Origin of the sequence: Terrabacter lapilli (genome assembly GCF_039531305.1) — a bacterium.
Taxonomy (GTDB): domain Bacteria; phylum Actinomycetota; class Actinomycetes; order Actinomycetales; family Dermatophilaceae; genus Terrabacter; species Terrabacter lapilli.
Window position 1 is genome coordinate 469,159 of the sequence record NZ_BAAAPU010000011.1, and the last position, 22,509, is coordinate 491,667.

The 22,509-nt window shown below is 70.1% G+C and carries 24 protein-coding genes; 16 read left to right on the forward strand and 8 right to left on the reverse strand.

Going from position 1 to position 22,509, the window contains the following annotated elements; all coding sequences use genetic code 11:
• Positions 1 to 4: 4 nt before the first annotated feature.
• The 3 genes from hemB (at position 5) to hemL (ending at position 2,961) form a co-directional block, all read left to right on the forward strand.
• The gene (hemB, locus tag ABD241_RS19735) at positions 5 to 970 is read left to right on the forward strand and encodes a porphobilinogen synthase (protein WP_344066885.1); all 966 of its coding nucleotides are present in this window, start codon (positions 5 to 7) and stop codon (positions 968 to 970) included.
• A 36-nt stretch (positions 971 to 1,006) separates the two neighbouring features.
• The gene (locus tag ABD241_RS19740; RefSeq protein WP_344066888.1) at positions 1,007 to 1,501 is read left to right on the forward strand and encodes a MarR family winged helix-turn-helix transcriptional regulator; all 495 of its coding nucleotides are present in this window, start codon (positions 1,007 to 1,009) and stop codon (positions 1,499 to 1,501) included.
• Positions 1,502 to 1,623: 122 nt separating this feature from the next.
• Positions 1,624 to 2,961 carry a glutamate-1-semialdehyde 2,1-aminomutase gene (hemL, locus tag ABD241_RS19745; protein WP_344066891.1) on the forward strand — a complete coding sequence of 446 codons (1,338 nt, stop codon included), beginning with the start codon at positions 1,624 to 1,626 and terminating at the stop codon, positions 2,959 to 2,961.
• Positions 2,962 to 3,123: 162 nt separating this feature from the next.
• Here hemL and ABD241_RS19750 read toward each other — a convergent pair whose 3' ends face one another.
• Positions 3,124 to 3,741: a LysE family transporter gene (locus ABD241_RS19750; protein ID WP_344066894.1), complete on the reverse strand. Its 618-nt coding sequence runs from the start codon at positions 3,739 to 3,741 to the stop codon at positions 3,124 to 3,126.
• A gap of 192 nt (positions 3,742 to 3,933) precedes the next feature.
• Between ABD241_RS19750 and ABD241_RS19755 the strand changes: the two genes are divergently transcribed.
• Genes ABD241_RS19755 through ABD241_RS19780 form a run of 6 tightly spaced genes read left to right on the forward strand, consistent with a single transcriptional unit; the run spans position 3,934 to position 9,024 of the window.
• The gene (locus tag ABD241_RS19755) at positions 3,934 to 4,602 is read left to right on the forward strand and encodes a histidine phosphatase family protein (RefSeq protein ID WP_344066897.1); all 669 of its coding nucleotides are present in this window, start codon (positions 3,934 to 3,936) and stop codon (positions 4,600 to 4,602) included.
• The gene (locus tag ABD241_RS19760) at positions 4,602 to 5,216 is read left to right on the forward strand and encodes a TlpA family protein disulfide reductase (protein ID WP_344066899.1); all 615 of its coding nucleotides are present in this window, start codon (positions 4,602 to 4,604) and stop codon (positions 5,214 to 5,216) included. Before ABD241_RS19755 ends, ABD241_RS19760 begins: the two co-directional genes overlap by 1 nt.
• Before the next feature lie 7 nt (positions 5,217 to 5,223).
• On the forward strand, positions 5,224 to 5,967 hold the full coding sequence (locus ABD241_RS19765; RefSeq protein ID WP_344066901.1) for a cytochrome c biogenesis CcdA family protein: 744 nt from the start codon (positions 5,224 to 5,226) through the stop codon (positions 5,965 to 5,967).
• Between the two features lies 1 nt (position 5,968).
• Positions 5,969 to 7,711: a cytochrome c biogenesis protein ResB gene (gene resB, locus ABD241_RS19770; protein WP_344066903.1), complete on the forward strand. Its 1,743-nt coding sequence runs from the start codon at positions 5,969 to 5,971 to the stop codon at positions 7,709 to 7,711.
• Complete coding sequence (gene ccsB / locus ABD241_RS19775; protein ID WP_344066905.1) at positions 7,708 to 8,700, forward strand: c-type cytochrome biogenesis protein CcsB; 993 nt, start codon at positions 7,708 to 7,710, stop codon at positions 8,698 to 8,700. The genes resB and ccsB overlap by 4 nt, the downstream gene beginning before the upstream one ends.
• Positions 8,701 to 8,712: 12 nt before the next feature.
• A complete protein-coding gene (locus ABD241_RS19780) occupies positions 8,713 to 9,024 on the forward strand; it encodes a DUF4229 domain-containing protein (RefSeq protein WP_344066907.1) in 312 nt (103 codons plus the stop codon).
• Between the two features lie 175 nt (positions 9,025 to 9,199).
• Here ABD241_RS19780 and ABD241_RS19785 read toward each other — a convergent pair whose 3' ends face one another.
• Genes ABD241_RS19785 through ABD241_RS19800 form a run of 4 tightly spaced genes read right to left on the reverse strand, consistent with a single transcriptional unit; the run spans position 9,200 to position 12,984 of the window.
• Complete coding sequence (locus tag ABD241_RS19785; RefSeq protein ID WP_344066909.1) at positions 9,200 to 10,075, reverse strand: 1,4-dihydroxy-2-naphthoate polyprenyltransferase; 876 nt, start codon at positions 10,073 to 10,075, stop codon at positions 9,200 to 9,202.
• Between the two features lie 19 nt (positions 10,076 to 10,094).
• Positions 10,095 to 10,400 (reverse strand): PLD nuclease N-terminal domain-containing protein, encoded by a 306-nt coding sequence (locus tag ABD241_RS19790; RefSeq protein ID WP_344066911.1) that lies wholly within the window; start codon positions 10,398 to 10,400, stop codon positions 10,095 to 10,097.
• Positions 10,401 to 10,411: 11 nt separating this feature from the next.
• Entirely contained in the window at positions 10,412 to 11,596 is a 1,185-nt protein-coding gene (gene menE, locus ABD241_RS19795) for an o-succinylbenzoate--CoA ligase (protein ID WP_344066914.1), read from the reverse strand.
• Positions 11,596 to 12,984: an MFS transporter gene (locus tag ABD241_RS19800; protein ID WP_344066916.1), complete on the reverse strand. Its 1,389-nt coding sequence runs from the start codon at positions 12,982 to 12,984 to the stop codon at positions 11,596 to 11,598. Before ABD241_RS19800 ends, menE begins: the two co-directional genes overlap by 1 nt.
• 89 nt (positions 12,985 to 13,073) lie before the next feature.
• On the opposite strand from ABD241_RS19800, the gene ABD241_RS19805 reads away from it, so the two are divergent.
• The 5 genes from ABD241_RS19805 (at position 13,074) to ABD241_RS20725 (ending at position 17,199) form a co-directional block, all read left to right on the forward strand.
• A complete protein-coding gene (locus ABD241_RS19805; protein WP_344066918.1) occupies positions 13,074 to 13,301 on the forward strand; it encodes a hypothetical protein in 228 nt (75 codons plus the stop codon).
• A gap of 391 nt (positions 13,302 to 13,692) precedes the next feature.
• Positions 13,693 to 14,955, forward strand: a complete 1,263-nt coding sequence (locus ABD241_RS19810; protein WP_344066920.1) for a hypothetical protein — start codon at positions 13,693 to 13,695, stop codon at positions 14,953 to 14,955.
• A 304-nt stretch (positions 14,956 to 15,259) separates the two neighbouring features.
• Complete coding sequence (locus ABD241_RS20720; protein ID WP_425580839.1) at positions 15,260 to 15,400, forward strand: DUF6308 family protein; 141 nt, start codon at positions 15,260 to 15,262, stop codon at positions 15,398 to 15,400.
• A gap of 405 nt (positions 15,401 to 15,805) precedes the next feature.
• Complete coding sequence (locus tag ABD241_RS19815; protein WP_344066922.1) at positions 15,806 to 16,546, forward strand: hypothetical protein; 741 nt, start codon at positions 15,806 to 15,808, stop codon at positions 16,544 to 16,546.
• A 266-nt stretch (positions 16,547 to 16,812) separates the two neighbouring features.
• Positions 16,813 to 17,199 carry a GNAT family N-acetyltransferase gene (locus tag ABD241_RS20725; protein WP_425580848.1) on the forward strand — a complete coding sequence of 129 codons (387 nt, stop codon included), beginning with the start codon at positions 16,813 to 16,815 and terminating at the stop codon, positions 17,197 to 17,199.
• A gap of 397 nt (positions 17,200 to 17,596) precedes the next feature.
• Here ABD241_RS20725 and ABD241_RS19820 read toward each other — a convergent pair whose 3' ends face one another.
• Positions 17,597 to 18,283: a nuclease-related domain-containing protein gene (locus ABD241_RS19820; RefSeq protein WP_344066924.1), complete on the reverse strand. Its 687-nt coding sequence runs from the start codon at positions 18,281 to 18,283 to the stop codon at positions 17,597 to 17,599.
• Between the two features lie 536 nt (positions 18,284 to 18,819).
• Between ABD241_RS19820 and ABD241_RS19825 the strand changes: the two genes are divergently transcribed.
• Together ABD241_RS19825 and ABD241_RS19830 are read left to right on the forward strand one after the other, a co-directional pair.
• On the forward strand, positions 18,820 to 20,256 hold the full coding sequence (locus ABD241_RS19825; protein ID WP_344066926.1) for a hypothetical protein: 1,437 nt from the start codon (positions 18,820 to 18,822) through the stop codon (positions 20,254 to 20,256).
• Positions 20,257 to 20,489: 233 nt separating this feature from the next.
• On the forward strand, positions 20,490 to 20,861 hold the full coding sequence (locus ABD241_RS19830) for a hypothetical protein (protein WP_344066928.1): 372 nt from the start codon (positions 20,490 to 20,492) through the stop codon (positions 20,859 to 20,861).
• A 100-nt stretch (positions 20,862 to 20,961) separates the two neighbouring features.
• Here ABD241_RS19830 and ABD241_RS19835 read toward each other — a convergent pair whose 3' ends face one another.
• The gene (locus tag ABD241_RS19835) at positions 20,962 to 21,879 is read right to left on the reverse strand and encodes a hypothetical protein (RefSeq protein ID WP_344066930.1); all 918 of its coding nucleotides are present in this window, start codon (positions 21,877 to 21,879) and stop codon (positions 20,962 to 20,964) included.
• Between the two features lie 135 nt (positions 21,880 to 22,014).
• Positions 22,015 to 22,440 (reverse strand): hypothetical protein, encoded by a 426-nt coding sequence (locus ABD241_RS19840; protein WP_344066932.1) that lies wholly within the window; start codon positions 22,438 to 22,440, stop codon positions 22,015 to 22,017.
• Positions 22,441 to 22,509: the final 69 nt, after the last annotated feature.

Genomic DNA, 22,509 nt, shown 5'->3' on the forward strand with positions numbered 1-22,509 from the left:
CTCGATGATCGAGCGTCCTCGCCGCCTGCGCCAGAACCCCGTCCTCCGCTCCCTCGTCGCCGAGACGCGCCTGCACCCACGAGACCTGGTGCTGCCCGTCTTCGTCGCCGAGGGGCTCACCGAGCCGCGGCCGATCACCAGCATGCCCGGCGTCGTGCAGCACACCCTCGAGAGCGTCGTCGAGGTGGCCCACCGCTGCGTGGCCGCCGGGCTCGGCGGCATCATGCTCTTCGGCGTGCCCCAGCACAAGGACGCGACCGGCACGGGCGCAGTCGACCCGGACGGCATACTCAACGTCGCGCTCCGCGCGGTCCGTGAGGCCGTCGGCGACGAGCTCGTCGTCATGGCCGACACGTGCCTCGACGAGTTCACCGACCACGGCCACTGCGGCGTCATCGACGAGCGCGGCCGCGTCGACAACGACGCGACCAACCTCCTCTACGCCGAGATGGCCGTGGCGCAGGCCCGCGCCGGCGCCCACGTCGTCGCCCCCTCCGGGATGATGGACGGCCAGGTCGCGGTCATCCGCGAGGCGCTCGACGCCGAGGGGTTCACCGACACCGTCATCCTCGCCTACTCCGCCAAGTACGCCTCGGCGTTCTTCGGGCCCTTCCGCGACGCGGTTCAGTCGAGCCTGCAGGGCGACCGCCGCACCTACCAGCAGGACGCGGCGAACATCGTCGAGTCCCTCCGCGAGATCGACCTCGACATCGCCGAGGGCGCCGACATGGTGATGGTCAAGCCCGCGATGTCCTACCTCGACGTGGTCGCCGCGGCCGCCGAGCGGTCGTCGGTGCCCGTGGCCGCCTACCAGGTGTCGGGCGAGTACTCGATGATCCACGCGGCCGCCGCCAACGGCTGGATCGACCTGCGGACGGCCGCCCTGGAGTCGCTCGTCTCGATCCGCCGGGCCGGCGCCCAGGTCGTGCTCACGTACTTCGCACTCGATGTGCCTGAGTGGCTTGCCTGACAGCAACTACCATCTGTGACGTCACAGGAGGTTGACATGTCAGGTTCAGGGGAAGACGGTCGCGACGGCGTGCGCTGGCTGAGCGACGCCGAGCAGGCGTCCTGGCGGGCCATCCTGCGGGGCACGCGCCTGCTCGAGCAGGCGCTCGACGACGCCTTGGGCGACGCCGGCCTGCAGCTGAGCGAGTACGAGATCATCTCGATGCTCTCGGAGAGCCCGAACCACCGGCTGCGCATGTCCGAGCTCGCCGCCATGGTCGTGCAGTCCCGCAGCCGCCTGACGCACACGGCCAAGCGCCTCGAGGAGCGCGGCTGGGTCACCCGCGAGCAGTGCGCCAACGACAAGCGCGGCGTCGAGCTCGTGCTGACACCCGGTGGGCTCGAGGCCGTGCAGACCATCGCCAAGGTCCACGTGCAGAGCGTGCGCGACAACCTCGTCGACATCATGACGCCCGAGCAGTTCACCGCGATCGGGGACGCCATGGGCATCGTGCGGGACCACCTCGACCCCCACGCCGCCAGCGGCCGCTGACCGGCGCCCCAACCCCCCTCTCCACCGTCGAGAGGCCACGTTCGGCCGCCTGGCACCCGTCGAGAGGCCACCGAGCCGACCCGGGGGAGCGTCGCGCGGCGGGAGGTTGACAGACTGGGGGCATGAGCTCGCAGCCCGTCCCCGTCCAGACCGACACCGACGCTCCCGCGTCCGCGGCGCTCCTCGCGCGCGCCAGCAAGGTCATCCCCGGGGGCGTCAACTCCCCGGTGCGGGCCTTCCGTGCGGTCGGTGGCACGCCGCGGTTCATGGCGAGTGGCTCCGGGCCGTGGCTCACCGACGCGGACGGCAAGCGCTACGTCGACCTCATCTGCTCGTGGGGCCCGATGATTCTCGGCCACGCGCACCCCGACGTGGTGGCCGCGGTCACCGAGGCCGCTGCCAAGGGCTTCTCCTTCGGCACGCCGAGCGAGAACGAGGTGAAGCTCGCCGAGGAGATCGTGCGCCGCGTCGAGCCGGTCGACCAGGTGCGCCTCGTCAACTCGGGAACCGAGGCCACGATGTCCGCCATCCGGCTGGCGCGCGGCTTCACCGGCCGCGACGTCATCGTGAAGTTCGCCGGCTGCTACCACGGTCACGTCGACGCGCTGCTCGCCTCGGCGGGCTCGGGCGTCGCGACGTTCGCGCTGCCCGACTCGGCCGGCGTCCCTCGCTCGAGCGCAGGCGAGACGATCGTGCTGCCCTACAACGACCTCAGCGCGGTCGAGGCCGCCTTCGCCGAGCGCGGGCACGAGATCGCCGCTGTCATCACCGAGGCGGCCGCCGGCAACATGGGCGTCGTCCCGCCGGCGCCCGGCTTCACCGAGGGCCTGCTGCGGATCACCAAGGAGCACGGGGCCCTGCTCGTCTCCGACGAGGTGATGACCGGGTTCCGCTGCAGCGCGTCGGGCTTCTACGGGCTCGAGGGGCCGTATGCCGCCGGGGCACCGGACCTCTTCACGTTCGGCAAGGTCATGGGTGGCGGATTCCCGACGGCCGCCTTCGGTGGTCGTGCCGACGTGATGGCGCTGCTGGCACCGCAGGGACCCGTCTACCAGGCGGGCACCCTCTCCGGTAACCCTGTCGCCTCCGCCGCCGGCCTGGCGACCCTGCTGGGCTGCACGCCCGAGGTCTACGCCCGGCTCGACGTGGTCTCGCACGCGATCGCCGACGCGGTCTCGAGCGAGCTCTCGGCGGCGTCGGTGCCGCACACCATCCAGTGGGCCGGCTCGATGTTCTCCGTCTTCTTCCGCGACGGAGCGGTGTCGGACTACACCGACGCCAAGGACCAGGACAGCGCCGCGTTCCGCCGCTTCTTCCACTCGATGCTGAGCCAGGGCGTGCACCTGCCGCCGAGCGCCTTCGAGTCGTGGTTCGTCTCCGCCTCCCACGACGACGAGGCCGTCGACCACGTCATCGCGGCCCTCCCCGCCGCGGCGCGTGCCGCCGCGACACCGGACTGACGTCGGGCTCGGCCCCTTCGTCGGGGGCCAGATCTGGCCACTCGACGGTTGGGGGTGGGCCGAACGTGGCCTCTCGACGGTCACGAGGCGGCCACACGTGGCCTCTCGACGGTTAGGAGGCGGCCACACGTGGCCTCTCGACGGTTTGGGGTGGGCCGGGGATCAGTGGACGCTGGCGAGCAGGACCCCGACGCCGACGAAGAGCCCGCCGAAGACCCGGTTCAGGGTGCGCTGGCCCGACTCGCGCTGGGTGAGGCGTCCGAGCCCACGAGCGGCCACCGCGAAGAAGAACCACATGACGATCACGTCGATCGCCATGATGGTCGCCGCCAGGACGACGTACTGCGGCAGCAGCGGCTGCTCGGGCCGGATGAACTGCGGCGTGAAGGCGAGGAAGAAGACCACGGCCTTGGGGTTGGTGAGGTTGACCAGCAGGCCGCGGCGGAACATCGACCACGCAGGCTCGCGGTGCACCTCGCCGACCCGCGCTGCCGCCGCACGTGACCGGAACTGCCGCACCCCGAGGAAGACGAGATATGCCGCGCCGGCGTAGCGGATCACGTTGAAGAGCACGGGAGAGCCCGCGACGAGCACCCCCAGGCCGGCCGCCACCACGGCGATGTGCGCGAGCAGCGCGACCTGCTGGCCGAGGATGCCCCAGATCGAGCGGGTCCACCCGGAGCCCAGCGAGTTGGCCATCGTGTTGACGGCGCCGGCACCCGGCGTGAGCGAGATGAGCGTCCCCGCAGCCACGAGGGTGAGCCAGATCGACCACGACACGAGACGGAGTGTAGGACCGCGCCGGGCCCGCCTGTCCGGGCGTCCCACGAGGACGCGACCGGCGGCCCCACGGCGGTCTGCGAAGGCCGGCGGACGGCATACGTCCTCGGCGGCGTCGTCGCACGTCACAGGGGGTGCACAGGCTCGGAGGCGGATTCGGTCCTGAGCCCGTCGTTTGAGAGACTGGCGACCATGGGTCAGAGCACGGGAGGAGCGGCGCCGACCGCCGGCGACCTCACGGTCGTGCACCTCATGCGGCACGGCGAGGTCCACAACCCCGAGGGCGTGCTCTACGGCCGGTTGGAGGGCTACCACCTCTCGGAGCTCGGCCGGGAGATGGCGCAGCTCGTCGCCACCCACCTGGCGGCCAACGACATCACGTACGTCGTCGCCTCGCCCCTCGAGCGCGCGCAGGAGACAGCCGCACCCATCGCCGCCGGCCACGGCGTCGAGATCGCCACCGACGAGCGGGTCATCGAGTCCGAGAACCGCTTCGAGGGCCGCACCGTCGACGTCAAGGACCTGCTCCACCCCCACAACTGGCACCTCTTCGGCAACGTCACCAAGCCGTCGTGGGGCGAGCCCTACGAGCAGATCGCCGCCCGGATGATCGCGGCCATCGTCGATGCGCGCGACGCGGCACGCGGCCACGAGGCCGTCGTCGTCAGTCACCAGCTGCCCGTGTGGACCGTCCGCAACAAGCTCGAGGGCCGGCGCCTGTGGCACGACCCGCGCAAGCGCGAGTGCACCCTCGCGTCGCTGACCTCCCTGACCTACCGCGACGACGAGCTCGTCTCGATCACCTACTCGGAGCCGGCCGGGTCGCTGCTGGCGCGCGCGAGCAGGAGCGTGGGCGCCTGATGCACCACCTCGACCGACGCACCGCGCTGCGGTGGGGGGCCGCCGCCGTGGCTGCAGGCCTCGCCACCTTCACCGCCGCCTGCTCGTCCGACCCGAACTCCGTTGCGGACCAGGCGCGCTCGGGTGACCGCAAGGGCTACGTCGCCGGCGACGGATCGATCGAGCAGCTCCCGGTCGCCGAGCGCAGCCAGCCGGTCAAGCTCGAGGGCACGACCCTCGAGGGCAAGCCGTGGAGCAGCGCCGACCGCGCCGGGACCGTGCTCGTGGTCAACGTCTGGGGCTCGTGGTGCCCACCGTGCATCGAGGAGACCCCTGCGTTGCAGAAGGCGTGGGAGACGGTGCAGGCCAAGGGCAAGAAGGTCGACTTCATCGGCCTCGACAAGCTCGAAGGGCCCGAGACCGGCCTGGCCTTCCTCAAGGCCAACAAGGTGACCTACCCCTCACTCGCCTACGACGGCGGGGTCCCCATCCTGGCCCTGCAGGGCAAGGCCTCGGCGACGCCGACGACCCTCGTGCTCGACGGCCAGGGACGCATCGCGGCCCGCGTCTCGGGTCCCGTCAACACGAGCACGCTGCTCGGCCTGATCGACGACGTCCTCGCCGAGAAGGCCTGAGGCCACCATGGGTTCGCAGCTCGCGACCGGATCGCTGCTCGCCGCCGGGCTCGTCGCCCTCGTGGCCGGCTTCGTCTCGTTCGCCTCGCCCTGCGTGCTCCCGCTCGTCCCGGGTTTCCTCGGCTACGTCACCGGCCTGTCCGACGTCTCCCTCGAGCGGCGTTCCCGCGGACGGCTCGTCCTCGGCGCGCTGCTCTTCGTCCTCGGCTTCACCGTCGTCTTCCTCGTCGCCGCCGCGGCCGTCTCTGCCGTCGGTCTCGCCTTCCGCGAGCACCAGAGCCTGCTGCTGCGCGTCGGCGGCGCCGTGGTGCTCGTCATGGGGGTGCTCTTCCTCGGCGTCGGGCGGTCGTATGCCGTCCCGGTGAGCTGGCGACCACGTGCGGGTCTCGCGGGCGCACCCCTGCTCGGGGCGGCGTTCGCAATCGGCTGGTCGCCGTGCATGGGGCCGACGCTGGGCGCCATCCAGGCGATGGCCGCCCCGATCTCCGCCGCATCCGGCTCGATCGGTCGGGGACTGGCGCTCGCCGCCGTCTACTCGATCGGGCTAGGCCTGCCGTTCGTCCTCATGGCGGCGCTGTGGGAGCGGGCCGGGAGCGCGAGCGACTGGCTGCGCCGGCACCGCCGGGCGTTGCAGACCGTCGGCGGCGTAATGCTCGTCGTCGTGGGCCTGCTCATGCTGACCGGCGTCTGGGAGGACGTCATCGTCTGGGTCCAGGTGCGGCTCGTCAACGGCTTCCAGGTGGCGATCTGACATGAGCACCGAGACCGATCCCACCGTCGGACCCACCACCGAGCGGGTCACGTCGGCGCCGAAGGACACCGACCGCGTACGCAAGGGCATGCGACCCGACCGGCAGGAGCCGACGCTCCCGACGCTCGGCGCGGTCGGCATGCTGCGATGGGGCTGGCGCCAGCTGACGAGCATGCGTACGGCCCTCTTCCTGCTCCTGCTGCTGTCGATCGCAGCGGTGCCCGGGTCGATCTTCCCGCAGCGCAACATCGACTCCGGACGGGTCGCCGACTACATCGCGCAGCACCAGACGAGTGCGCCGTGGCTCGACCGGTTCGGCTTCTTCGACGTCTACTCCTCGCCGTGGTTCTCGGCGATCTACCTGCTGCTGTTCGTCTCGCTCGTCGGGTGCATCATCCCGCGCACCAAGGTGCACCTGTCGGCACTGCGCTCCACGCCGCCGCGCGCCCCGGCGCGCCTCGCCCGCCTCGACGAGCACGCCGAGGTCACGACCAGCCTCTCGCCCGACGAGGCCCTGGCCGCGGCGCGAGAGGTGCTGAAGCGCAAGCGGTTCCGTCTGCACTCGCACGACGCCACCACGGTCAGCGCGGAGTCCGGCTACCTCCGCGAGACCGGCAACCTGCTCTTCCACCTGGCCCTGACCGGCATCATCGTCGGCATGGCCGTCGGGCACCTGCTCGGCTGGCGCGGCGACGTCATCCTCGCCGAGGGCGACAAGTTCGCGTCCTCGGCCGGGACGTACAACACCATCGCGCCCGGGCCGTGGGTGGACAGCGAGACCCTGCCGCCGTTCGTCCTGTCCCTGGACAAGCTGCACGTCGAGTTCGACGACACCCCGGGCCGCAACTTCGGCAAGCCGAAGTTCTTCGACGCGCAGACGACTCTGAGCAGCTCGCCCGGCGCACCGGCCACGAACGAGACCGTCTCGGTCAACCACCCGATCAGCGTCGACGGCGCCGACATCTTCCTGCTCGGCAACGGCTACACGCCCGTCATCACCGTGCGCGACGCCAAGGGGACCGTGCTCTACCACGAGGCGACGCCCTTCCTTCCGCAGGACCCGAACTACCGCTCCGTCGGGGTCATCAAGGTCCCGTCGGCCGCGCCGAAGCAGCTGGGCTTCACCGGGTTCTTCCTGCCCACGGCCGAGCCGACCTTCAGCAACGGGCCGATGTCGCTCTTCCCCGATGCCAACAACCCGGAGGTCGCGCTCTCGGTGTGGGAGGGCAACCTGTTCCCGGGCGGCGCGCCCCAGTCGGTCTACACGCTCAACACCGAGCAGATGAAGCAGGTGATGAAGGCCGACGGCTCGCCGATGCTGATCCGCCTCAAGCCGGGGGAGACCAAGCAGCTGCCCGGTGGGCGCGGCTCGATCACCTTCGACGCCGTCAAGCGCTTCGCCGGCCTGTCGGTGCGCACCGACCCCGGGGCCCCGATCAGCCTCGTCAGCGCCGTCCTCGCCACCCTCGGGCTCATCCTCGGCCTGACCATCAAGCGCCGCCGCGTCTTCGTACGCGTTCGCCCCGCTGCCGCGGGTGCCGCGGGTGCCGCGGGTGGCGCGGGTGGCGCGGGGAGCACCCTCGACAGCACCCTTGACAGCCCTGCCGGCGCCGCCGGGCGACCGGCTACCGTGGTCACCATCGGTGGCCTCTCGAAGGACTCCGACCCCGGGCTCGCCGCGATCGTCTCCGCGATCTCCACCGGCGTGCACGACCGCCATGCAGAACGGACCGACCGATCGTGAACCTCGCAGCCAACGCCAATGCGGCGCTCTACGCCTCGATGATCGTCTACACCCTCGCCATGCTGGCCTTCACCTGGCACCTGGCCGCGCGAGCGCCCAAGGTGGTCGACTCGAAGGCTGCAGCAGAGGTGCCCGCCAAGGAGCGTGAGCTCGTGGGCGCGGGCGGACCGTCCTCCACCGAGCGCCGGCCGGCGACGCCCTACGCGGCCGGGCCGGGCTTCGAGGAGAGCCTGAAGAGCCGCCAGCGCGGCAACATCGCGCTGATGCTCACCTACCTGGCCTCGGCGCTGCTCGTGGCGTCGGTGCTCATGCGGGGCCTGGCCGTGAGCCGCCCGCCGTGGGGCAACATGTTCGAGTTCGCGACCGCTGCGGCCGCCGCGGTCGGTGCCGCCTACAGCGTGCTGGCCAAGCGCAACCGCTGGCAGTGGCTCGGCGTCTTCATCGTCACGCCGATCCTGCTCGTGCTGGGCCTCGCGCTCACCGTGCTCTACACCGAGGCCGGCGAGCTCATGCCGGCCCTGAAGTCCTACTGGCTCGGCATCCACGTGTCGGTGGCCTTCCTCGCCGTCGCCTTCTTCACCCTTGCCTGCGCCGTCGGGCTGCTCTACCTCGTCCGGCTTCGCCGGGAGGAGAAGCCGCCGGCGAAGGCGAACTTCATCGAGTCGCTGCCCAGCTCTGCATCGCTCGAGCGCACGGCCTACAGCCTCAACATGGTCGCCTTCATCCTCTGGACCTTCACGCTCATCGCGGGCGCCATCTGGGCCAAGCAGGCGTGGGGCTCCTACTGGCAGTGGGACCCGAAGGAGGTCTGGACCTTCGTGATCTGGACGGTCTACGCCGCCTACATGCACGGGCGCGCCACGGCGGGTGTCGACCACCGCAAGTCGATGTACATCGCCCTCGCCGGCTACGTCGCCGTGATCATCAACTTCACGCTGGTCAACCTCGTGTCGACCTTCGTGGGCATGCACAACTACTCGGGCATGTGACGGTGGTCTGAGATGGTCCGCTACTCCCTGCTCCGGATCCTGATCTTCTTCGGGTTCCTGCTGCTCTTCTGGCTCATCGGCCTGCGCGACAACCCCGTGCTCCTGCTCGGGGCGTCCGCCATCGCCTCTGCCGCCGCCTCCTACATCCTGCTGCGCGGCATGCGCGACGAGGTCACCGCGCGCCTCATGGCGCGCCACGAGGCCAAGCTCGAGGCCAAGCAGCAGGTCGACCCCACCAGCGACGAGTTCGCCGAGGACGCCGAGGACGAGGGGGTCGCGGGCTCCACGGACGCGCCCCCGGAACCTCACCGCAACGACCGGTGACCCTGGGATCCTGCTCCCGAAAGCGGAGCAGGATCCGACAGGGAGGCTCCCGGACAGATCCCGCGCCCGCTCGGGAGCTGCTCCCCAAAGCGGAGCAGGTTCCGGGTATGCCGTGGCGCCAGTCGAGACGCATCGCCTTGCCCCGCGCACACGCCGGTCCAGACCCCGGCTGCGGTCAGGCCCGGCCGAGCCCCAGCCCCACAGCCAGCAGCAGCGACCACGCCAGCAGGAACTGCCCCGTCCCGGCGAGCGCGGGGATGAGTCCCCGCCCGGTGGCGCGACCGACCACGGCCTGGATCGGGCGCACGACCAGCGGCGCAGCCAACAGGGCCAGCAGCGCCCACGGCGACGTGAACGACGCGAGGCCGGTCATCACGAACGCGACGGCAACCAGGGCGACGTAGAACAGGCGGGTCGCCGGTTCACCCATGCGGACCGCCAGGGTGCGCTTGCCGTGCTCGCGGTCGGTGGGCACGTCCCGCAGGTTGTTCGCGACGAGGATGGCCGACGAGAGCGAGCCGACGCCGATGGCGCCCCACCACCCGGCAGCGGTGGGGGGCGTCATGGTCGCCATGGTGCCGAGCGTGGCCACGAGCCCGAAGAAGACGAAGACGAACAGCTCGCCCAGGCCCAGGTAGCCGTAGGGCCGGGAGCCGCCGGTGTAGTACCACGCCGCCACGATCGCGGCTGCCCCGATCGGGATCATGATCCACAGGCCCGAGAGCCCGACCAGCGCGAGGCCCATGAGGCCGGCGAAGAAGAAGCACGCGAAGGCGGCGAACTTCACCGACCGCGGGTCGGCGAGGCGCTGGCCGACGAGGCGGACGGGCCCGACACGCACCTCGTCGGTGCCCCGGACGCCGTCGGAGTAGTCGTTCGCGTAGTTGACCCCGACCTGGAGGGAGAGGGCCACGACGAGGGCGAGCACGGCATACGCCCAGACGACGTGACCGGTCTGGTAGGCGGCGCCGGTGCCGACGAGGATGGGGGAGACGGCGGCGGGCAGGGTGCGAGGGCGGGCGCCCTCGATCCACTGGGACAAGGTGGCCATGGAGTTCTGGGGCGTCCTTCTACAGCTTGCGGAGGAAGTCGGGGTCGTCGTCGGGCCCGCGGGGTCCGGGCGGCTGCCGGCCCGGCCCGCGCGGTGCGCGCCTGGGACGGCGGCGGGGGTCGCTGCGCCCGGCCACGAGCCAGAAGACGGGCCCGACCACCGGCACGAGGACGGCGAGGAGCCACACGGCCTTCGGCATGATGCTGACCCGGCGGCGGTCGGTCTGCAGGCAGTCGACGATCGCGTAGATCGACGCGAAGACCACGAGGGCGGCGAACGCGACGCGCAGCACGGTGATCTCCTTCGGCAGGTGGGGCACCCCCATCTTGCCACCGGTCAGGCGCGCTCTCCGACGCTGCGTCGGATGGCGGTGCGGTCGGGCTTGCCGGGCCCGCGCTGCGGGATGGCGTCGAGGACCATGACGCGCCGCGGGAGCGCCGCGTCGGGGAGTATGCCGCGCAGGCGCTCACGCACCTCGCGCGTCGTCAGGCGGCGGCTCGGGTCGACCAGGGTGACGGCCGCGCAGACCGACTCGCCCCACTCGGGATCGGGCACGCCGAGCACGACGACGTCGAGCACGTCCTCGAGGTGGCGGCTGATGGCGTCCTCGACCACGCCGGGGTTGATCTTGAGGCCGCCGGTGTTGATGACGTCGTCGGCGCGGCCGTCGATGACGAGCAGGCCGTCGTCGTCGAAGTGGCCGAGGTCGTCGGTGCGGAACCAGCGCACACCGTCGGGGTCGGTGGTGAACGCGTCGCGGCTCAGCTGCGGCTCCCCGAGGTAGCCGTGGGCGACGGTGTCGCCGCCGAGGACGACGTGGCGGTCGTTGTCGACGTGGACGCGGCTGACCGGCAGGGGTGCCCCGTCGTAGACGCAGCCGCCGGCGGTCTCGCTCATGCCGTAGGTGAGGCTGAGCACGACCCCCAGCTCGGAGGCCCGCTCGACGAGCGCCCGCGGCGTGGCCGCGCCGCCGACGAGCACGCCGTCGAAACCGCGCAGGGCCGCGGTGCCCGCCGGGTCGTCGACGAGACGGGAGAGCTGGGTCGGGACGAGGGCGGTGTAGCGGCGGGTTGCGGCCTGGGTGGGCCGCACCTGCGCGGCCGCCTCGGCGAAGGCCTCCACCGAGAACCCACCTCGCAGGTCGAGCACCGTCGGGACGACGCCCGAGGCGAGCGAGCGCAGCAGCACCTGCAGGCCGGCGATGTGGTGCGCGGGCATGGCGAGCAGCCACGCACCGCTGCCACCGAGAACCTGGTGGGTGGCCCACGCGGACCGCTCGAGCGCCTCGGCCGTCAGCAGCGCGCGCTTGGGTCGCCCGGTGGACCCCGAGGTCCCGATGGCGACGGCGAGACCGTCGGGCAGCTCGCCAGGGTCGTGGGAGGGCACGGAAGGCGACGGGTCGCCGGCGGCATACGGCAGCACGGGGGCGTGGCCGCTCAGCGCCGCCTCGAGCGCGGGGAGTACGTCCAGGACGTCGGGTCCGGCGGGGATCGCCAGGGGGCGGGGGGACTGCGCGGACATCAGGCGGGTCTCGCTCTCGGGGGTGCGGTGTGCTCGCCGCGCCGGCGCTGCCGGGCGGCCATGACGACGGTCCAGACCAGGGCGGCAGCGCAGACCGGGAAGCCGATGTGGGGATCGAGCGGCAGCACGATCCCGAGGGCGCCACCGAGCACCCACAGCACCTGCAGCATCGTCTCGGACCAGGCGAAGACCGACGTGCGGACGTTCTCGGGCACCTCGCGCTGCACGAGCGCGTCGAAGCACAGCTTGGACAGCTGCGCCGAGAGCCCCTCGACGAGACCGAGCAGGACCAGGGTCCACACGCCGTACCAGATGCCGGTCGCGACGCAGCAGATCGTCGCGGCCAGCAGCGAGACCAGCGCGACGCGTTCGGGCCGCTGGTCCCGCACGACGTTGCCCAGGACGCTGCCGAGCGCGTTGCCCACGCCGATGGCGATGGCGATGAGCACGAGGACCACCTCGCCGCGGATGCCGTCGATCGGGTGCTCCTTGGCGAGGAACGCCATGAACGTGATGAGGAAGCCCGTCAGCACCCGGGTGCCGCCGGTCGACCACAGGGCGTGCATGACCGGCCAGGGGATCGCCTGCTTGCGCCGGCGGAAACGGCCGATCGGCCCGAGCGAGTCGACCGTCAGGTCCTCGGGAGCGCCGGCGACGCGGATGGGCACGGTGTCGTCGATCGAGACCTCACCGGCGGAGGAGTCGACGCGGGCGGGCAGGCGGATCGCCTGCACCGTGGCGAAGACGAACACGACGAAGGCCATGCGCAGGGCCCAGGCAGGGCCGGCCAGCATCGCCAGGCCGCCGAGCGCGCCACCGACCACGGCTCCCACGACGCCGGCCATGGACACCCGCGAGTTGGCGCGGACCAGCGTCGTGCCGGGCGGAAGGAGGCGCGGGACGGCCGCTGCGCGCGTGATCGTGTAGGCCCTCGAGGCCACCAGGCAGCCGAGCGCCGCCGGGAAGAGCCAGCCGCTGTCGGTGCTGATCGCCTCGGCGAGCACCCAGCAGAGGAAGGCCCGGACGGCGAGCGTCGTGCCGATCGCCCAGCGCCGCCCGTGCGAGAAGCGGTCGAGCAGCGGGCCGATGAGCGGCGCGACCAGCACGAACGGCACCATCGTCAGCAGCAGGAAGGTGGCGACGTCGGTGCGGGCCTGCGCGGTCTGCGGGTTGAAGAAGAGGGTGCCGGCGAGGGCCAGCGTCATGATCGTGTCGCCGGCGGTGTGGCTGCCGTGCAGCTCCGTCAGCCGGGCGAGGCCGCTCTCGCCGGCGCCGCCGGAGTGGGTGTATGCGTGGGTCTTCGCCGCCGCGAAGCGCCCGGTGCGCGCGGTGGCGCGCGCCGTGCTCGACGCCGCGCGCTGCAGCCCTCGACCGAGGCCGCGGGCCATGCCCCGGCCTCGCCCTCGACGGCCCGCGTGAGCGCGGCGACCGGCCGAGGCGCGGCGGTCGTCGCTGGGAGGCACGACAACATCCTGCCTTGTCCCGGTGTCACCGGTGCCGTGGACCGGCCCCGACGGCGCTGGGGCTCCTCTGGCTGGTCGTGCCGCTCGTGCTCTTCCTCCTCGACCGCCCGGTGCCGCTCGCCGGCCACCCTGCCCAGGTGGTGGCGCTGGGGAGCTACGCGCTCATCGGTGTGCTCCTGATCGTGCTCAGCCGCGCGCGCCAAGGCAGGACCCAGCCACTGCGGTCGTCCTCGGCGTCCTAGCCGATGCTGCTGGGGTCACCGCCATCCGTCCCCAGTCGGCGGGCTCGGATGCGCAGCCTCTCCGCTGCCACCGCGGGGTGGCGAACGGGGGGAGCGGGCCAGGGACGGACCCACCTCGGCGTCCACGTCTCCTTGTCCGCGATCGACGAAATCCGTTGCCACGGTGAAGAGGTGATCGGTGCTGGAGAAGCCCGTGGAGTGCGGATCGACGCCTGAGTCGGGACCTTCGGCAGTTACCGCCTGGCGACCTGCGGCATACGGTGAAGGTGTCGGGGATGGACGAGCCCCGGAGACACCGGGGCGGGCATGCCGACCGAGGCCATGGGTGCCCAGGTCGATGCGCAGGGGGCGAGCCCTCATCCCCAAGGAGGGAACTCCCATGCGAAAGGTCATGACATTCCTGTCGGCCTTCCTGCTTGGTCTGAGCGGCCTCTTCATGGCACCCACCATGGCGATGGCCGCCTCCGCTCCAGGCTCCGGGCCGACGATCGGATACGCGGTCGGTGATGCCGTGCTCGGCACGGGAGGGTCGGCTCAGCACCTGACCTTCTCGATGATCGACAGGAGCAGCGGCGACCGGGGCACGGTCTCGTACGCCAACCCTGCGGCCGCGGTCGCCTACGAGGCCAGTGTGATGGCCGTCAGGGCCACCAACACCGAAGCCCGCTTCGCCTACACGATCCCGTCCACGGCCCCCGCCTCGGTCGCCGGACTGATCATCGTCTGGCAGGTCAAGGACAGCTCGCCTGACACCGCCGCCTTCTCGGTGGCGGCCACGCCGAGCCAGGCCCTGACCATGGTGGCCAACGGCTTCACGCCGTCCAACAGCTACACCGTGAGCCGCGGTGGGCTGGACACCGCCATGATGAGCGCGACCGGGTTGCACGGCTACGCCTTCGGCAACGCCGCCTTCGGCACGAGCCCCCGTCAGCACCTCGCCTTCGCGGTGCTCGACTTCGGCGCCACGAGGGACAACGGCGTCGCCTTCTACGCGAACCTCGGCGCGGCGCTGCTCTACCAGGCAGCGACCCCGGTCGTGGCCGTCGCGTACGGACAGGCGCGGTTCGCGTACACCATCCCAGCCGGGTTCCCCGGGCTGAGTGGGCTACCGCTGGCTTGGAAGGTTGCGAACGGGACGCCTGACTTCGTGGGCTTCTCGGTCGCGTCGTCGGCCACCGCCGCCGCCGCGATGGTGAACGCCGGCTTCACGCCCGCGTACGCCTTCCGCACCACTGCAGGTGACCTCACCGTCGTGCAGCTCTACCTGCTGCTCGGCCACGCCAATGGTGGCGTGTGGTTCGGTCCTGCCGGTGCCAGCCAGCAGATGACCTTCCAGGTCTCGGACTACGCGTGGACCGCTGACCAGGGCTACGTGTCGTACCGGAACCTCAGCGCCGGTGTCGCCTACCGGGCGTCGGTTCACCGCGTCAGGGTCACACCTCATGTGGCCTACTTCGACTACGTGATCCCGTCCGGGTCGCTGCGGGGCACCGTCGTGGTCTGGAAGGTCGTCGACGTTCTCGGCCGCCCCGACCAGGTCGGCTTCTCGGTCGCGCCGTCCCTCACGGCGGCCGACTCGATGGTCGTGCGCGGCTTCACGCCGACGAACCAGTACACCGTGACGCGCGGCAACCTGACGGTCCACATGCCATAGGACCCAAGGCTGCTCGCCTCACCGCGCTGCCCGCCCCGGTTCGCCGGGGCGGGCAGTCCTGTGGCCACCGGCCAGCGCACCTCGCGGTGCGCGGCCCGGGGTGAGCCGTCCCGTTCACGGATTAGGCCGCTGACCTGCACGGACTCAGAAGTTCAGAAGTACCAGGGGAAGGGTGATCGCATGAGACGCCGAGCGTCAAAGACGGAGTGCGTGCTACCTGACCTGCACAGACAGCATTGATGAACGTTGGCAAGCGTTGGCTTGATTCGATCATCCTGCGGACTTTTCGCGGACTGACGGGTGCGTGCTCTCGGTCAACGTGTCGCCACGCTCAGCCCTCGAACTCCTGGTGACTCAACGCCACCAGTTCGAGGTACTTCTTGGGACCGTCGGTCCGGACCGTGACCTGGTGGACGAAGCGTCGGTAGCGGAAAGAGAACTTTGACCCGCTTGGGACCTCTGGCGGGCCCTCTTGAAGCTTCCCGGGTTGGGCCCTACGACAGTCAGCAAGCTCATGGCCACGCTGCATGCCGCACTCCAGGCACACGATCGTGCCCTGCACGAGCGGCTGGTGAGGATGCGAGACGCTGTCGAACTGGATGCCTCGGTCAGCCCGCGCCCATCTTCGATGTTCGGGACTGCATGCATGGAATGGACAACTCGGACAAGGTCCTCGCATGCTAAGCGGCCCACTGTGCTACCGCGACCACGACCGACCCCTAAAGGGGATCGGTCGTGGTCGCGGCGTGCCTGGTCGATCCTGCAACGGAGCGGTGCGAGCCAAGGTGGGCACATGGCGGTTTCGTCGGCGTCATGCTTGGTGGCGACGTCAGTCCGCTAGCCTATGGCCGTGCCCGCGCCCACCAGATGGAACTACTCCGCGAATGTTCACTGGAAGCCGATTCTTCCCTTTGCTAGCCGGCGTGACCGTCTCCTGGAATGGGCTGCGGAGAACGTCCGATACACAAGTTTCCTTGATGAAGGAGCCGAGGTAGGCCTCGAGCTGCCTGATGGCGTGCGGCTCCGATTCGATCGTCGGTCCGTCGTGCTCGATGTGCTGCGCCCGGACGCCGAACTCACATCGGCAAGGGACGTCCTGGCGGGCATCCAAGAGCACCTGGTTCCAGCGGGAAGCCACTTGAGCTTTCTGTCGGCGGCTTGGTCGGCGCCTCTTCAGGGTGACTACGAGACCTTGCGCAAGGGCCTCGCTCTCCGGAGCACACCCGCCACCTTCCCTGATGGCATCGAACTCGACGACTGTGCCGTTTTGATCACGTTTGCACTTGAAGAACCGCGCGCTGACGTAGCCCTCGAGTACGGCGTTGTGACGGCCGAAGAACTGGCCAACCGCGTGAGCGACCCTCACATGGGGATGTTGGGGCCCCGTTCAATGCGACCGGAGACCATGGCTCCCGCGGTTGAGACACTCCCTCCTGTCTCTGTGTTCGCGAACTTCACCATCTCTACCGCCAGCCTCACTGAACTCACGGCTACGGTCGACGTTGCCGAGAGGATCTTGCATCGGCTGGACAGCGTTATGCTGTCTGTACGAGACTCCGTCGAAGAGTTGGCAACCCCTGAGGAAGGCTGAGGACCATGGCTGGCTGCCCCGCCACGATGGGTGCATCGCTCACAACGAGCCGTAGTGAGGGCGAGTGGGTGTCGGTTCGTGAGGGCTTCCCTCCGGAGATCAGCATGAAGGAAGCGCTGGAGGTTCTCAGCCGCCCTCGGCCGCCCCGATTCCAGGTCCCGGCAGGCACGCCGCGCATCATTCTGTAACCGTTGCTTATCCCGCGCGAGGCGGATAGCGAGGATTATAAGTCGCTGCGGAGCTTCGACTGCAGTCCGCTCACGGCGATGTGGCAACTTGAGGTTCGCTCCCTTCTTAGGGACCTTGAGTTATGGCGTGAGACGGTTGATCGGCACGTACTGGTCTTCAGGGAGCCGGACAGTGAAGACATCGCGGCGGTCTTGGCGTACCGCGACCTATTGCCGGGATACTCGAATTCCGGCTTCTTTGTATACGCCCTTGCGGTGGACGCGCGCTTCCGCCGCAAGGGCTATGGCACGACGGTCTTGGCAGCCGCACTGGAGTCCTTCTCCTGCAAGTGTCCAGGGTGCCGCGTCACTTGGCTGGTACATCAAGACAACGAGCCCTGCATCGCACTGTCCGAACGATTTGGAGTCGCGGCGGAGCCCAGTTCTGAGCATCCCGACTACCTAGTGCTCAGTACGACGGTCTAGGCCATCATCACCATCCATCGGCGTCTCGCCAGCAACGGCCGGGTCGTGTCAACCGGCCCGATTTGAGTTTGCCCTATAACGCTGCCAACCCTGATGGTTGTCGCGGTCGGAGTCGTCACGGTCCTCACCGCAGCGCTGGTCCAACCGTGCAACCTAAGACATGCAACACGGCCACCTCAGAGCCCGAACCCCGCACGGTCTTAGGGCGACAGGACTACCGTGCGCGCGCCGGATCTCGAACACCCGCAGCCGACACCGAGCCATGATGAGGGCGCGTGCCTCACGGGCAGCCTCCAACCACCTGCCGGAGCCTTACCGAACGGTGCTATCTGGAGCGCGTCCAGGCGTGCCAACTCAAACTGCTGGTGGTTCTTGACGGTGAGGGGCTACCACGCGCTCAGGCTGGCGGGAGCGCTGCCGCCAGATGGCGGTGGAGGGAGCGACGCCGGCTCGCCGTGATATCCCCGGGCCGCCGAACAAGCTTGCTGGTGCCGCGCGGGCCGAGTAGCCGCACGCCCCGCATTTCTTGGTCACCCCACAGCGGTAGGTCGGCGTCGATGAAGCACAGCACCGCGGTGACCGGCACGGCGTTCGCCTCGGAGTCGTCACCGAGCGCGGTGAGCACTGCGGCAAGCTGCTTGAGGCTGCCGTCGATGAGCTTGCTCCGGTCACGCCCGCCGACCATCAGTTGCTCCCGGGCCGGGGAGAACAGCCCGCCGGTCCGGCGCACCCGCACCGCGGCGTTGCGGTATCGCTTCGCGTCGATGATGTAGATGCCGGACGGGGCGATGGCGATGTGGTCAACGTCGCCATCACGGCGCCCGTGGCCGAGCCTGCGGTTGTGCAGGAACAGCACGTCGGTGCCGCAGTCCTTCTCCAGCCTGTCGGCGATGCGTCGCTCGCCCTCGGCTCCGGTCGCGAATGCCCTTGTGGACGCTGGCTCTTCGCTCAGGGCCAGGATGAGCCCACCGAGCCGGGGGTGCTTGCCGCGGATGCGCTCCTCGCGCGCCTGCTTGCGCCTGCGGTACTCGCCATCCAGTGAGGCGCCCGGGCGACCAACCTCGACTGGCGCCTCGTCCGCCACCTCCGGAACCCCTCCCACTGTTGGAGCACCATCAGAAGTGTCCTCCGCTGGGTAGCCCTCGGGAGGAGATGGGGACGGCCCAGCTGCTGGGTCTCCGGGGTCGAGCGTCATGTCGACCACCGTGTCGCGCTTCCCGGCCCGCGCCGCATCCCTAGGGATGCCAAGGCAGTCCGTGCAGAGGACCTGGCGCGCGGCCTTGTCCCATCCCGCGCGAGTGCCGGCTGCGAGCTCGCGCCCACACGCGCACACGCCGGCGTAGCGGAGCTTCATGACCTTCACCGACCGAGCGGGCGGTGGACCCACGATCCCTGCTCCGGCGTCACCATCGTCCAGCGTCACGTTTGCTCCCCTCTGCCCTGCTTCCGGACCCTACGGCGGAGCGGCCGTCGAGGTCCCTTGAACCGACAACTTGGGCACCCCCGCAGGCTGGGCGGCTCGAAGGTCCGTTGATCCGTTGTCGCAAACCGTGCAAACAAGGAGCAGCCGCCGGTACCGTCCACCTTGCAGATCACAGACCAGACCACACAGGGGGAACGATGGCCGAGGAGAGCTGGCACGAAGCCCGCCTCATCCCGACGTCCGGGATCAACGGTGCCGAAGAGCAGGAACGCCGCGCCACATCCGCGCTGCTCGCCGTCGTCTCGGCAGTACGGGAGTTCGGCCGCGCGCTCGTCAAGCCCCTCGGTGCCCCTGCCGGGACGATCGAGACCTACATCGAGGTGCCGTTCCTGCTCGGCGATAGGAAGCTCTACCCAGACGGCCTCATCCGTGTCAGCCGCGGCGCCCGTTCCTGGACCGCGCTGGTGGAGGTCAAGACCGGCTCCAACGCGCTGCAGGTCGAGCAGCTTGAGAACTACCTCGACATCGCCAAGGAACAGGGCTACGACGCCGTCGTCACCATCTCCAACGAGATCCCGGCGGTGGCCGGCCAGCACCCGACCAAGGTCGACAAGCGCAAGCTGCGCAAGGTCGCTCTACATCACCTGTCTTGGACCCAGGTGCTGGCCGAGGCCGTGATGCAGAAGGAGTTCCGCGGGGTCGCCGACCCGGACCAGGCGTGGATCCTCGGCGAGCTCATCCGCTACCTGGAGCACAGCCGCTCCGGAGCCCTCGAGTTCGACGACATGGGCGAGACCTGGGTGTCCGTGCGCGACGCGGTGGCCGCCGGCACCCTGCGCGCCACCGACAAGGGCATCGCCGACGTCGTCGCCCGCTTCGACGCCCTGCTGCGGTTCACCAGCCTGCGCCTCGGACGGCAGCTCGGCACCGAGGTCGTCCCCGTGCTCTCCCGCAAGGAGCAGGCCGACCCGGCCCTGCGCGCGCAGGCGCTGACGACGATGCTGTGCCAGACCGGTCAGCTTTCCGGCACCATCCGCATCCCCGACACTGTTGGCCAGCTTGTCGTGACCGCGGACCTGCGGGCCTCGAAGATCACCTGCCACGTCGACGTGGACGCGCCCCGCGAGGGTCGTCCCACGACCCGGGTGAACTGGCTGGTGCGGCAGCTCAAGGCCGCTCCCGACTCGGTCCGGGTCGAGACCTTCACCGCGCACGGGCGCGGCTCGAGCGCCGCCGAGCTGCTCGGCGCCGTCCGCCAGGACCCGTCAGTGCTCGTGGTGGATGCAGCCAAGGAGATCCGCTCCTTCCGCCTCGCCCTGTCCGCAGGCATGGGCCTCAAGCGGGGCCGCGGCCGGGGCTCGTTCATCGACTCGGTGCTCGGTGCGACGGACACCTTCTACGCAGACGTCCTGCAGTCCCTGAAGGCGTGGTCCGCCGCGCCGCCCCAGCTGCGCCAGGCTGGGCCGACCCCGCCGGACGCGGAGGAGACGACGCCGCACAGCCTGAGCTCGACCGAGTACTCCTCGCAGGACGGTACGGAGCGTGTGGAAGTCGATGGTGTTGGGGACTCCGACCGGTCCGACGATGCTCGGCCGGCTGAACCTCTGGCTGATGTCGCATCGGAGCAGCACTGAGAGGTAGGTCCAGCTATTTCGCCCAGGGGCAGGTTGACGAGCTCCGGCCCCGGCCGGAGCGGTCTTGCTTCTCGACCCGAGGCCAAGTGCTCACTGGACGCGCACCGCCGATCCGCCTCTGCCACAGTTCTGCCCGCTCTGCGGGTTGGCCTGAGCGCCGGGCTGTCGGTGGGCTCTGGCACGCTGCTCGCATGCGCGTGGAACGACCTCGGTGCCCCATCTGTCGTACACCGATGACCGAGGACGATGGCACGAGGACGAAGAAGGGCGACCCGGTCCACGCCTTCTGCCTCGAGCAGGCCCGCGCCGCGGGTGCCGGCTCGCCAGCATCCAACCGCGCGGCCAAGGCTGGGCCCCGGCCCACGACCGCAGGCCTCACCGCCACGCGGCCCGGGCGCTGTCCCATCTGCCTTCGTCTCTTCGCGGTCGGCACGCCGATCGGCAAGTGCGTCGACGGGCAGTGGGGCCATGCCTCATGTGCCGGCGCGCAGCAGGCCGCTGCCCGGAATAAGGCAGAGGTCCTCGCCGGCGAGACGTACCGCTCGCGGCGGAAGAGCACCTGGCACCGCGGCGCGTCGCCCAGCAGCTCTCGTCGGAAGACCTGACGAAGCGGGGCGGTGGCGGGTGCACTCAGGCGCCCGGTGCGCGGAAGCGGTGCCCAACGTGCCGCCTTGCTCGGTCCGTCGCCTCGCTGTCGCTTCCCGCTCAGCTCCCCGGACCTGGCCCTGTCGCTCCTCGTCCTTGGCCTCCTCTTCGACCGAGCATCACCATGCCAACCAGCAGGGCCGACAGTCGAGGCCAAGCGACAGGGCGTTGTGTCGCTTCAGCCGTCACCCGCCGCTGCCGTGCCGCCTCCTCGGACTCCTCGGCGGCGCGTGCTTCATCTACGGCGACGTCATCTTTGAGCAGCGGCGGCAGCACGTTGTTCATCCCGTGGCGGGTGTACGTGATGACGAAGCCGAGGACGGATAAGGCCGCAGCCACGACGCCCCACGCAGCCACAAAGCCCGGCACCGCGTCCGGCGTCGACGAAGCGGCCGCTGTCAATACGACCAGCGTGTAGCCGACGAGACAGACCGCAACGGAGAAGGACCACTTCTCGGCCAGCCGAAGGGAGCGCCACGTCTCCAACGCCTCCGCTTCGCCAAGGTGCGCTCTGACGTACCGGACACGAGAGACGGCCCGTCGGCTCCAAGAGTGCTGAAACCCGAGCCAAGTAGTCAGGATGCTGGCGACACCGATCCACATCGGGAAGCCGGCCGTCAGGGGATCGAGGCCAGTGAGGATACGCAGCACCGGTTGAGTCGAAGCCGAGGCCATCCACCACGCGGTGGCTGTCAGCGACCAGGCGATCACGCCCAGCCAGGCGAGCACGTCGAGTTTCGTCGCCGCGGGGAAGTGAATCATCGACACGAGGTGCAGCGTGCGTGACTGAACGGCCGCGGCCAGTTCGGTGTGCTCCTTGGTGCCCGGCTGCAGACGACCGAGGAGCTCCGTGTCGGAGGCGAGGTCCTGACGCACCCGGCGAGTGGTGAGGAAGGCGGGCCCGAGCGTGACGCCAAAGAACGCGATCACGGCCGGAACCACGTACGGGATCAGGTCTTTCAACACGTCGACGTCCACTGCCATGCCTCCCTGTGACCTGCGCTGTCCCCGGCATCCTGCCGCATGAGGAGCGTTCACCCATCAGAAGAGCAGCGGCGAGGCGGCACGCGAGACAGGCCAGCCCTGCAACCCACGACATGCAACGCCGGGGTCTCAGACCCCGAGCGCCTCACGGTCCTCGGCCGACAAGACAACTGTTCGCGGCGCCCAGGCCTTCGGCCGCTTGGGCCTCTCGTCTAGGCCCAGAAGCCGGCACCGAGCCATGATGACTGCGCGCACCTCACGGGCCGCTTCGACGTCGCCGGCCATCGCTTTGTCCCAGAGCGCGGCCTGCAGGGCGTCCAGCCGCGCGAGCTCGAGCTGCTGGTGATCCTCGACGGCCTCCTTGCGGTCCCGGGCCAGTGCGTCGTGAACGATGTGGTGCACGGTGCCGCGGTTGGCGTAGCCGAGCTCGTTAGCGATCTGCTGGTAGGTGAGCCCTTCGGTCGCCAGCTGGACGGCTCGGGCCTGGCGGGCCGCTGCGAGGGCGCGGTTGCGGTGCTTGCCGCTGACCAGAGGGATGGCTGCCGGGACGCTCATGATGACCATTTTCGCTACGGCCGACCCCGTTGCGGCTCACCGGCGCACAGGTCTCTTGATGCCCCACAG